We start from the raw sequence: 12419 nt of genomic DNA on the forward strand, positions 1-12419 counted from the left end.
TTTATTTCCTTTCCACAAATGTCCCCTTATATGAAAATAATGAACCAATTAACGGATTTCGTACTTGTACATGAATTCGAAAGCATTGTTGTGTTTCATCATAACTTTCTACAATGTTGGCCTCCCCGTATAAAAATCTAGGTAACGGGACTTTCCTTCCAAACATGTAAAACCATTGTTTCTTCGAAGAAATATACATTGCCCCCACCTCATCAATATGAAAATTCAATGTAGAAACAAGTATGTGCGGTTCACCAAAATAATCTACAATTTCATTATTCTCTTCATCCAACTGCATAACAGCGTTAAAATATCTTTTTTTATTATGAAAATAAAAAGTACGATTCCATCGCACAAACTCATGTCCATGTTCATCTCGCTCAGCAGTATTATGTATTGTAAATGGCACTTCCTTCCCCCGCTCAGAGAAAAACATACGGAACTTCGATGCAATTTTTAATATTAATTTTACGAAAAAAGAGCCTCCATAAATCTCATCCATCTTTCCTTCTCCAGTAAAACTATTTTCTTCTGTAATTTCATAGCGCCTCTGTAATTTTGGATGAAGCTTTTTATAAGAATCTCCTAATAGTCTTTCATACATATTAGCCATACATTATCCCTTTCTTTTCCTCTTGCAATTTTTTGAGCTTGGTAAATTCGTGCTATTTATATAACCGACAATTGATAATCCCATTAGTAGAACGTTTAATGTAATTGGATTAAACGGCTCTGTAAAGCTTGCGATATTCGTAAATCCTGCCGCTATTGTCAAGGCTATTAATATAAAAATATGTACGATGAATACTTTTCGTTTTGAAAATGGCAACAGCCATATGACGCCAAAAATAATTTCTAACAATCCAATTATTTTAACTAGAAAAATACTATGCGCAGTTGAACCAATTATCACAGACAACATTTTTACTTCTTCTAAATGAGTAAACACTAGTTTCGGCACTATCCCTTGATACATCCATACAAAGGCAAATAAAAAACATACGAGCCAATATGTCATTGTTCTTCTAATTAGTAATCTAGGATGAAGTCCCTTTTCTAACCATAACTTTAAAGCATCAAAACTCCAAGCAGTCGCCCAGCCTAATAACGGCCGAAACATATAGAAATCTATTACATCCCCTATACGACCAAACCTCGTATCATAATCATATTGCGTCTCAAAATGAATATGTTCTTTATGCGGTGTATACTTCCAATAACCACGCCCTATTTGAATAAGAGATAATCTATTATCCGTCCAAAATTTCAAAGACGAAATTCTTTCACCCGTTTCTTTTCTTATTTCACCTATCGATTCCCCTTCCCCAGCTATTTCAAATCCAAATCCGATCTTTGTTTTATATAAAAACTTCTGCGGTTCTCCTTCTTTTTTCTCTAAATACGAAATTTCAGTAAAACGAGCATCCCATTCTGTATGTATATCTGGTTCCTGCGTATATTCCCATAATTTTTCCATTGTGGTTTTCATTTTTGCCGAAACATAAATAGGCTTTTTCCCCTTCATTCTTCCACCTCCTATGCACTATAAGTTTAATGTACATGCAATGAATTTATTTTGCTACATTTTTAAAATTCTTCCTTTTAGAAAAGAAAGAATTTTAAAAATTTATACAAAACACTTGATTCCCCGAAAAATTTAAATTATTATAAAACAAATGTTACCAACAACTTCATAAATCAAACACTCTCGCCTAAAACGTGAGATAGAGGTTGCGATACTTATGATTATTCTAATGGAGACACAGAGATGTCTATGAAATTAGATGAAAGGAAGTATTGCCGAAATCGATAATTTTCTCTGCATTTATCGATTGGGGCTGTTTTCGAATAGAAACAGAACTGTCATATGTACAGAAGTGTATGTATGAAGAGCTATCTACAAAAAAGAGATATCATTTTTATGGTATTCCTTTTTTGGCGGTTTTTTTATTAGCTCCGTTTTCTGTTTCCCTTTTCCTGTAACAGCACCATCCTCACTTATTTGAGATGGTGTTTTTTGTTTTTCTCTGGTAACTACAGGAATATTGGGATTTATATATGTCCTAATCTATTCTTAAAAATGGATGAAAGAAGGAATTCGTAATGGAAACGATTGTACAAAAATTTGGTGGCACTTCTGTCGGAAGTGTTGAGCGCATTCAACATGTAGCAAATTTAATTATTGAAGAATATGAACGAGGGCATAGTATCGTCTCTGTCGTTTCAGCAATGGGAAAAAGCACAGATGAACTTGTAGCACTCGCTAACGCTATTACAGAAAATCCAAGTAAACGTGAAATGGATATGCTTCTATCAACAGGTGAGCAAGTGACTATTTCATTATTAACGATAGCACTCCAATCAAAAGGTTATAACGCGATTTCATTAACAGGATGGCAAGCTGGTATTACGACAGAATCTGTACATAGTAGTGCACGGATTACTGACATTCATACAGATCGAATTCAATCTTATCTTACTGAAGGTACGATTGTTATCGTAGCTGGCTTCCAAGGAGTTAGTGAAAACCATGAAATTACAACGCTTGGACGCGGTGGTTCTGATACAACTGCTGTTGCATTAGCTGCTGCACTGAAAGCAAAAAAATGCGATATTTACACGGATGTGACCGGCGTATATACGACGGACCCACGAGTTGTAAAAAATGCTTATAAATTAGATGAAATTTCTTATGACGAAATGCTAGAACTAGCAAATCTCGGTGCTGGCGTATTACACCCGCGTGCGGTTGAGTTTGCTAAAAATCATAATGTCATTTTAGAAGTTCGCTCAAGTATGGAACAAGAAAATGGAACAATTGTAAAAGGAGAATGTAACATGGAACAACAATCAATCGTTAAAGGTATTGCATTTGAAGATAATATTACACGCGTCACAATGAAAGGATTAGAACAAGGTGCACTTTCAACGATTTTCTCTACATTAGCAGCGGCACATATTAATGTAGATATCATCATCCAAAGTATTACAAATGAAGGAACTGTTCACCTCTCCTTCTCAATCCATTCTAATGATTTAAAAGAAACATTAGAGGTATTAAAACAAAATCAAGAAACACTTCACTATGAATCTGTAGAATATGAAAATCATTTAGCAAAAGTATCAATTGTAGGATCTGGTATGGTCTCTAATCCAGGTGTTGCTGCGAATATGTTCACTACTTTAAAAGAAGAAGATATTCATATTAAAATGGTAAGTACATCAGAAATTAAAGTGTCTGTCGTTATTGACCGCCTTCATTTAGTAACAGGTGTCGAGGCGCTGCATCAATCATTTATGGCGAAAATTGAGCCTTTAGTGCAGATGAGTTAATTTCCACTAGTAAAACTTAAAACTAATTATATGAATCTATTTCCTTCCTATATAAATAGAAACAGGATAAGAAGATTTTGCGGAAAAGTCGAAGTTCTTTTATCGAATAGCAACTACATTGTCAAATTCTTAAAATGATAGCATTCACAAAATAAAATTCACGCGTATTTCAATAGTAGAAGGTTTACGAAGTGTTGTTCGTTAACAAAATGTTTATTCTATACCCGAAAACACCTTGTCACACTTTCCTACACTGTGACAAGGTGTTTTTTGTTTAGAAGAAATTTTAGTATAATTATGAGGATAGTTAGATAATAAATTTATACATATAAAGGAGATAGAGACTATGGCAAGCAACAGATTACTAAGAATGGACAATGTCAGCATTGTTGTAGAATCCCTTGATAACGCAATCTCTTTCTTCGAGGAGATTGGATTAAAACTCGAAGGACGAGCTACTGTCGAAGGTGAATGGGCTGGTCGTGTAACCGGACTCGGTTCTCAGTCCGTGGAGATTGCTATGATGGTGACCCCAGATGGCCATAGCCGAATTGAACTTTCTCGATTTCTCACACCACCTACTATTGCAGATCACCGAACAGCTCCTGTAAATGCCCTCGGTTATTTACGCGTCATGTTCACCGTTGAGGACATTGACGAAATGGTATCCAGACTGACTAAGCATGGTGCTCAGCTCGTTGGCGAAATAGTTCAGTACGAGGACTCGTATCGACTCTGCTACATTCGTGGAACCGAAGGGATTTTAATCGGTTTGGCGGAAGAACTCGGTAATAAATAAGTAATGTTTTACTGAAGTAAAAATATTTGAAAGAACTTTACGCTTAATAAATCTTAGATTTTGAACCCCGTCCTAGCTTTAGAACGGGGTTATGCTTGTTTGGACTTTTTAACATACTATCAATATCCCGAAATCATTATAAAACAATTCAATTACTTGTTATACTCTTTCCTAGGAAATATAACTGACTCTTCTCACTTCTTATCATATATATCTTTTCTTTTAAAAAACGATCTGAACTCATTCAAAATCACTTTCTTTACGTCAGAGTAAAAAACCATCATGAATAGTGCTATTCCTAATAATATCTCTTGCATTCCTTCATAATCAACGAAAGCACTCACAATTAGCAAACCAAATCCAATGTAGAAACCAAATTCATTCTCTTTCTCAAAATCTTCATCTTCTTCATCAATATGTATTTTCTCTTTAAAGCTTTGGTTTCCTTTTATTAATTCATCTAGCGTGACATTATACATTTCGCTAAGCAAAATTAAATTATCAATATCCGGACAGCTTTTATCATGTTCCCACTTATACACAGCTTGCCTTGTCACACCAATTTTTTTAGCAACATCTTCCTGTGAAAACCCTTTTGACTCTCGCAATCTTTTAAGTTGTTGTCCTAAACTCATAACGTCCCCTCCTTTAACAAATTATGACATAATAGGAGATGAAAAAGAAAGAAACTATTGGTAAAATTCAGTGTAAACCATTCGTTTACACAATAAAAAAGAGAGAATAACTCTTTGAGTTACCCTCTCTTCCTTCTATTAAAACAGATGAATGTTTTCTTTCTTACAAGCTTCACGTAAATCGTCAGGCCATACAGAAGATTGAACTTCACCGATATGTGCTTTTCTTAAGAAGTACATGCACATTCTTGATTGTCCAATACCACCGCCAATTGTTAATGGTAGTACGTCTTCTAAAATACCTTTATGGAAATCATACTCACGTTTGAAGTCTTCACCAGTTTTCGTTAACTGCTCATCAAGTGATTTACTATCAACTCGAATTCCCATTGATGATAATTCAAATGAAGATTGTAGTACTGGGTGCCAAAATAAAATGTCACCGTTTAATTTCCAATCATCATAATCAGCTGCGCGTCCATCATGCTTTTCACCTGAACGAAGTGCATCACCAATTCCGATAATGAAGACTGCACCGTGTTCTTTCGCAATTGCATGTTCACGATCTTTCGGTGTTAATTCTGGATATTTATCTTCTAGTTCTTGGGAAGTAATGAAAACTACTTCTTCTGGTAAATACTTTCCAAGGAACGGATATTTTTCAAATAAGTGATCTTCTAAATCTTTGAATATTCCATAAATTGTTTGTACTGTTTCTTGCAAGTAATCTACAGTACGCCATTCTTTTTGAACAATTTTTTCCCAATCCCATTGGTCAACGTAAATGGAATGTGTTGCATCAAGTTCCTCATCACGACGAATCGCGTTCATGTTTGTATATAAGCCTTCACCAGCTTCATATCCGTATTCATGTAATGCGAATCTTTTCCACTTCGCTAGTGAGTGAACAATTTCTAATTCTTCTCCTGAATGTAACATATCAAATTCAATTGGACGTTCTACACCGTTTAAATGATCGTTTAATCCTGATTTTTTCGTTACGAATAATGGTGCAGATACGCGGAATAGTTCAAGGCGTTTTGCTAATTGATCCTCGAAAAATGTTTTAACTTCCTTAATTGCGATTTGAGTCTCTCTTACTGTCATTAATGATTGATACATGGTGGTTTCCTCCTAAAATGTTTGGATGTTGTGAAAAGAAGCCAACAAAAAAAGCCCTTCTTTCCCAAAAAACTGGGACGAAAGACTTTGGTTCCGCGGTACCACCCAAATTAGCAACAGAGGTTGCTCACTTATACAATACGGAGATGAAATATCTCGATACTGTTCTTCTTGTAACGGCGAAGTTCCCGGCTAAGTCTACTTTCCTGTAAAGGATTTCGGTTAGCAACTCCAGGAGGTTCTTCATAATAGGCTTCGTATCAGGCTCACACCACCCCTGACTCGCTTAGACTACATCCTACTACTACTCGTCCTTTCATAGTCGTTTTGTTGTCACATCTCTGAAACATTTTATTAATGATTATTCTATACAAAAAATAAAGAAAGTCAACAAAAATTTAAAAATATTTTTTAATTCTTTATTTTACGGCTTTATTGATTGTTTTCAATATAACGTCTTCACTTCTTTTGCCTTGTCAATCCAAAAAATGTTTCACTAACCGAGACTAACATATACACAACAAGTAATGTAATCGTTCGAAATATAGAATCCGCAGTATTCCGTATTATTTTCATTTTCTTTGTAATTCCTTTCAGTTTACTTGCAAATTCGTGTTATACTATAGCATTCAAGCACTTTATTTTTACTTAAAGCAATCATAGTCATTTATAAAGAGTATGTTCTAAATCATTGACTATTATCAAATAAGATTTTTATATAACGGAGTGATCATATGAGCAAAACGAAAGCAAAACCGAAAAAAGGTGTAGGACAAGGTACAGGAAGTAAAGGATGGAACCGTTGGCAATCAAGTGCAAAGAAAAAGGCAGCTGCCAAGCCATATAAAAGTAAAGGGACTAAAAAGTAAATTCTGTATTATCTCTTTACTTTGTTCAAAACAAATTATAATTATTACACTAAAAAAGCTATGCTCTCATACATGTGAAAGCATAGCTTTTTATATTAAATCATTAAAATATCTCGTATTTCTTCCTCTGTGATTGATGATAATTTCTCTTCTCCTGGCTCAATCACTTCAGCGATTAAATTTTTCTTACTCTCTTGCAATTCATGCATCTTTTCTTCAATTGTTCCGTGAGCCACTAACTTAATCACTTGCACTGTATTTTTTTGTCCCATTCGATATGCTCTATCTGCTGCTTGTTGTTCAACAGCTGGATTCCACCATAAATCGTACAATATAACCGTATCGGCACCCGTTAAGTTAAGACCTGTACCACCAGCTTTTAAAGAAATAAGAAACAGGTCCCCTTCTCCTTCGTTAAACCGGTCACATAGCTCTACACGTTCCTGCGAAGGTGTATTTCCGTCTAAATAAAAGTATGGAATCGCTTGACGATTTAACTCACGACCAATAATGGACAGCATCTTCGTAAATTGAGAAAAAATTAAAATTCTCTTACCAGTACTCCTGCATTCCTCTAGTATCTCTAGCAGTTGTTCAAATTTAGCGGAACTGCCCTTGTAATCATCCACGAATAAAGCGGGATGATTACAAATTTGTCGTAATCTCGTTAAGCCAGCTAAAATTCTAATTTTATTTTTACGTAACGTATCTTTATCTAAATGTTTTAACGTTTCTTCCCTTAATTTCGCTAAATAAGCAGCATATAGTCTCTTTTGATCTGGTAATAACTCCGACGACTGTAAGTGCTCTATTTTATCTGGAAGCTCCTGTAATACGTCTTTTTTTAATCGTCTTAATACGAAAGGTTTTACACGCTTCGCTATATCTTCGCGCCTTAAATCACCGAATTCTTTTCTTCCTGGTAATAATTCCGGAAATACAACGTGGAAAATAGACCATAGCTCTTCTAATGAATTTTCTACAGGCGTTCCCGTTAGTCCGAAACGATACTCAGCTTGGATTGTTTTCACCGCTCTTGCAGTTTGCGTTGTAGGATTTTTAAACGCCTGTGCTTCATCAAGAAATAGTGTATGAAATGGCCTCGCATACGATCTTATATCTCTTCTCAGTAGTGGATATGACGTAATTACGACATCAAATTCCGCTATGTCTTTTAAGATTTTTCGCCGCTCTGCTTGATTTCCATCTGCAATAACTGCTCTAATATGCGGGGCGAATTTTTTCAATTCACTAAACCAATTGTAGACGAGAGAGGACGGTGAAACGACTAATATAGGCAGCTTTTTCTCCCGAATTTCAGGCAAAACAGAATCTATAAAGGCAATACTTTGCAGCGTTTTTCCAAGTCCCATATCATCTGCTAAAATGCCGCCGAAACGGTAATGGGCGAGTGTTTTCATCCACTCGAATCCGTATACTTGATACTCTCTCATTACAGCATGTAAAGTTTGCGGTACTGTAAACTTTAATTTTTTCGGATTTTGAATACTTTCAACTAAATCTTGAACAGATTCATCTAAACTTAAAACATTACCTTCGTGAAGTCCGTTCATCCATTTCACACTCCGAATAAGCGGAACATTCACTTCTTCCCCGTGTAAAAACTCTTTCCGAATACCTGATTCTTTTACAAACTGATTAATTTCATTAAACTCTTTGCTCTCTAGTGATAATAAAGAACCATTCGCTAATCGGTAATATTTACGTTTCTCTTCAAGAGCCAATAATACACCTTTAATTTCCGCTTCTGGTATTCCTTTTATATCAAATCGAAATGACAACCAATCAATTCTTTCTTTTCTTCTCACCCTAATAAGAGGTGCTGTATCCCCTTTATGAATGCGTAATTTGATTGCTGTTGTCGCGTAAATATCAACTAAGCCTTTTAACGTTGGAACGACATGATATAAAAAGTTATACTCAGCATCTTCATTATGCATAAAGTAACCACCTTCTGTTTTCGCGAAGGCACTTTCACTCATAATGTCTAAAATCTCTTTTTCCTTTTTCTCATCACGATTAAAAACAGACGGCTGTCCATCTTCTTCTAGCGGATTGATCATGACGTTTCCATAATGAAATTCCAGGCCTGCTAACAAACGATTTTTCACACGATCTAAATACAGTTTTGCTTTTAGCGACGGCGTTTCAACACGATCCGATATTACTTCATCAATTCGTACCGTTCCAAGTTTCATTAATCCTGGCACAACTTTCGCTACGAAATGTTCCATCTTGCTTTCAGGAATATAAAACTGATTACTATTTGAGCGACTCATCATCTTTTGCAATTCAATAAGGCGCATACAATCTTCCATAGGTAAATGATATAATTTCCCATCGTAAAGAGCGTTATTATACATTTCCATAACTTGAACACGATTTAAGCCATCTATATGAATTGTAAACCCACCATTATTTCCTTTCGTAAACTCAAAATGTAATGGCAATAAACCGTTTGACATTTGTAAGCCATGAAACAGTTGCTCATTTTGTTTCAGCTGTACATACTCAACTTTAGAAAGTGAAGAGAGCATATTTTTCCACGAAGCCGGCGGTATGAATATCATACTTTCATCTTGTTTCGCATGTACTTCTAACGCATCTTCATACATTTTTTCATTATGATACATTTTAATCAGCTGCTGAATAACCGCGTCCGTTTCTTGCCTGAAGCTATGTACATCTGGTGTGTATGTAAATTCATTAGAGCAATGAAAAGCCTCTCTTTTCTCCACGTTAGAAAGAAATTCTCTAATATGCTTTATAAAATATGTTTTCGCAAGTTTTAACTGAATTCCAAGAAGGGCCCCACCACTTTTCGTCGCTACTGGTAAACATATAAACGCAACATCTAATATTTCACGTGTATCAAAACGGTGTTGTTTACTTTTTGGCCGCAGTGGTTTGTTTGCAAACAACTGAAACATCCCATTCGTTAATACATCATTTCCGCTCATATTTTCACTACTAGCAGAGGCCATGCCGCCCGTTTGCTGGTTATAATTTATTTGTATTAGTACGGCTGCAACATGTTGACAGTACGTTTGAAAAGACACTAACGAAGGACAACTACAGCTCGCAACTACATCCCCTTTTTTAGCTTTTTCTACTGTAACATGAAAATCTTCATTCCCTTTTACCGTCGCCTCACAAATTTCTTTCGTTTCATCATAATGATTCACGATTACTTTATTTGCTTTATAATAAGCTTCGCCTCTTTTATAAGAGGTCTCTCCGCATACTTCTTTTATAATCGATTTATTTAATGTAAAACCCATTGTTTTGACACTTCCTTAATGTGAAACCATTTTCTCTTACTTAACATTTTACATGCTCAACGAGAAAATATAAAATGTTGATTCAACAAAAAAGATGCTTATTTATAAGCATCTTCTTCACTCTATCTCCATCAACCGTTTCGCCTCAAAATACAACACTTGAATAAATTTCTTCGTATTAATTCGTATATGGCCAGAAGTTGCTATTTCATCCTTTGTCATTTCTGTCATCCGTTTTCTCACTACAGTGAAATCAAAAAATTTCGGAGCATAGCTTTCAAATTTCGGATTTGAAAAGTCTGTTAGTCCGAGGGAAGCTAAATGATTCAATGATTGATAAATCGCTCTTCTTACACGTTGTTCAGATGCTTTTCTCTCCTTATCTATATCTGTATCCGAAGCTATATGATCTAATTTTTTTAATGTTATTTGGTGAAAAATATCTTTTAATGCCGGAAATCCAAATTCAAATGTTTGCGCCTTTTCTTGTCCGTATAAATATTCCAGCATATTAAGTAAATCTTTACTTCCGTTCTCTCCCGCAATACCGAGTTCTGCTAGTAAGAAGCGTCCTAAATCTGATATCTTTTTTCCTTCTTGCACTGTTTCACTACGCATTTGCGGCTTTTCCCACTGAAATACATTATTTAATGATTTTTGAATGTCATATATAGAACGTTCCAAACGAATACGCTCTATCACTTTTCGTACAACCGATACTACTTCTATTTTGTTTAGTGGTTTTGTAATATAATATTCCACACCAAGTGTATACGCCTCACCAATGAGCTGTTTCGATTCAACTTGAGAAATCATAATAATTTTCCCAGTAAATGAAGACGCTATATGACGAACTGTTTCGATGCCATCTCTCATCGGCATTAGTAAATCAATAAATAAAATATCTACTTTTTTATAATTTAGCTGTTCTGCCTCAATAAACGCTCCATCTTCGGATTCTCCAATTACTTCCCCAAGATCGCCATCCTCAATAATTTGCGAAAGCATCGAACGGAACACTTCATCATCATCTACGATATAATAAAACAAACCTATTCCCCTTCCCGCTTTAAACTGCACTCCGGTAAACAAACGATAAACTTACACCCTTTTTCAGTTTCATTGTCTTCTAACCTTACTTCTCCGCCAAGCTCTGTTACCATTTCGTGTATGTAAGAAAGTCCAATACCTGTTGACGGTGTTCCTGTTTGATCATACTTGGAGGTAAACCCGGGCTTAAATACTAATTTCTTATACTTTTGTGCAATACCAGGGCCATCGTCAATTACTTCAAAGATTACATGTTGATCTCGTTTATATAACTTAATACGAATGAGACCCCTATCTTCAATTGCTTCCACTGCATTTGCAACTAAGTTATTAAAGATTGATAGCACTGTATACACGTGATATGCAGCGTGTTCACCTTCTATATGTTTAGAAAAACGTATATCTTTCCTTAGCATTTCAGCATATTTCTCATTTATTCTTACGATCATTTCTGTAAGCTCATGTCCTTCTACATACTCGGCCACATTTTTATCTAATAACAGTTTAGATAATCCTGCAAAAATTCTTTGATTATCCTTTTTTATTTCGTGCACTTCTCCCGCTATTTTCAAGGCTGTTTTACTGCTAGAATCATTTTTCGCCTGTAAATTTCGATATAGTTGATATGCTTCTTGTGTAATCAATTCTGCATTTTGTAACGTTTTTTTCAAATGAACAGATTCTACATATAAGTTCGAAAGGTGCATAAACATTTTTTCATTTTCTTTTCGAACTTGTGATTCTTTTAATTTCGTTTCATATAAAATCATCATATTTAAAAAGCCTAGTGCAAAGAAACTACGGAAAACAGCAATAATGATAAGTTTATTTACTTCAGAAACTGTTATTGTTGTACCGAGTACTACCATATGATAAATTGCTAGTTCTGACATACTTGCGATAATTTCAATTGTAATTCCAAGGCATCCAATAACGATTGGTTTCTGATGAAACTTATTTACCCTACAAAGTGAAAAAAGACTTCCATAAATAAAATAATAAAAGAACACAGGATAGCGCAAATAAAATGATTCCGTCATATGAAATGAACCTTGCATGACCCAGTCAAGACATACACGGAATAATACTACACATATACCGACAAGAATACCTGCAGCCGCTGCTGGTATTCTTCTTAAAAATAGTAATAAAAAGAAGAAAAGCGGCGTCCCAAAGCTAACGCGAAACGTATCGTTAAAAGGGTGAAAATTAAGTTCTCCAGCAATCGGAACAACAACCATTAATATAGTTAAAAGGGATATATCTTTCTTCCATAACTGATTCCAATTCAAAGGTGCCACTTCCTATA

10 protein-coding genes, 1 riboswitch and 1 other annotated feature are annotated in these 12419 nt (G+C 35.1%); of the genes, 3 read left to right on the plus strand and 7 right to left on the minus strand.

Annotated features, from left to right (window positions below):
* Position 1 precedes the first annotated feature (1 nt).
* Together F8162_RS25700 and F8162_RS25705 are read right to left on the minus strand one after the other, a co-directional pair.
* Positions 2-613 carry a DUF4166 domain-containing protein gene (locus F8162_RS25700; protein WP_151630881.1) on the minus strand — a complete coding sequence of 204 codons (612 nt, stop codon included), beginning with the start codon at positions 611-613 and terminating at the stop codon, positions 2-4.
* Positions 614-616: 3 nt separating this feature from the next.
* Complete coding sequence (locus tag F8162_RS25705) at positions 617-1525, minus strand: DoxX-like family protein (protein ID WP_151630882.1); 909 nt, start codon at positions 1523-1525, stop codon at positions 617-619.
* Between the two features lie 192 nt (positions 1526-1717).
* Positions 1718-1904: riboswitch (Lysine riboswitch) on the plus strand.
* Positions 1905-2103: 199 nt separating this feature from the next.
* Between F8162_RS25705 and F8162_RS25715 the strand changes: the two genes are divergently transcribed.
* Both F8162_RS25715 and F8162_RS25720 read left to right on the plus strand, forming a co-directional pair.
* Positions 2104-3333, plus strand: a complete 1230-nt coding sequence (locus F8162_RS25715; protein WP_151630883.1) for an aspartate kinase — start codon at positions 2104-2106, stop codon at positions 3331-3333.
* A 346-nt stretch (positions 3334-3679) separates the two neighbouring features.
* Entirely contained in the window at positions 3680-4132 is a 453-nt protein-coding gene (locus tag F8162_RS25720) for a VOC family protein (protein WP_151630884.1), read from the plus strand.
* Positions 4133-4326: 194 nt separating this feature from the next.
* Here the strand turns inward: F8162_RS25720 and F8162_RS25725 are convergent, their stop codons facing one another.
* Positions 4327-4767 carry a helix-turn-helix domain-containing protein gene (locus tag F8162_RS25725; protein WP_151630885.1) on the minus strand — a complete coding sequence of 147 codons (441 nt, stop codon included), beginning with the start codon at positions 4765-4767 and terminating at the stop codon, positions 4327-4329.
* Positions 4768-4905: 138 nt separating this feature from the next.
* On the minus strand, positions 4906-5889 hold the full coding sequence (gene asnA / locus F8162_RS25730) for an aspartate--ammonia ligase (protein ID WP_000284900.1): 984 nt from the start codon (positions 5887-5889) through the stop codon (positions 4906-4908).
* A gap of 70 nt (positions 5890-5959) precedes the next feature.
* Positions 5960-6218 (minus strand) — a binding site (T-box leader).
* 405 nt (positions 6219-6623) lie between these two features.
* On the opposite strand from asnA, the gene F8162_RS25735 reads away from it, so the two are divergent.
* Complete coding sequence (locus F8162_RS25735; RefSeq protein ID WP_000047588.1) at positions 6624-6758, plus strand: DUF3934 domain-containing protein; 135 nt, start codon at positions 6624-6626, stop codon at positions 6756-6758.
* A 95-nt stretch (positions 6759-6853) separates the two neighbouring features.
* On the opposite strand, the gene F8162_RS25740 is transcribed toward F8162_RS25735, so the two are convergent.
* The 3 genes from F8162_RS25740 to F8162_RS25750 form a co-directional block, all read right to left on the minus strand.
* Complete coding sequence (locus tag F8162_RS25740; protein ID WP_151630886.1) at positions 6854-10060, minus strand: DEAD/DEAH box helicase; 3207 nt, start codon at positions 10058-10060, stop codon at positions 6854-6856.
* A 117-nt stretch (positions 10061-10177) separates the two neighbouring features.
* Positions 10178-11110 carry a response regulator gene (locus F8162_RS25745; RefSeq protein ID WP_151630887.1) on the minus strand — a complete coding sequence of 311 codons (933 nt, stop codon included), beginning with the start codon at positions 11108-11110 and terminating at the stop codon, positions 10178-10180.
* Between the two features lie 2 nt (positions 11111-11112).
* Positions 11113-12411, minus strand: a complete 1299-nt coding sequence (locus tag F8162_RS25750; RefSeq protein ID WP_192797669.1) for a sensor histidine kinase — start codon at positions 12409-12411, stop codon at positions 11113-11115.
* Between the last annotated feature and the right edge of the window lie 8 nt (positions 12412-12419).

The sequence above is a fragment of the Bacillus sp. CH140a_4T genome (assembly GCF_008923725.1).
Taxonomy (GTDB): Bacteria; Bacillota; Bacilli; order Bacillales; family Bacillaceae_G; genus Bacillus_A.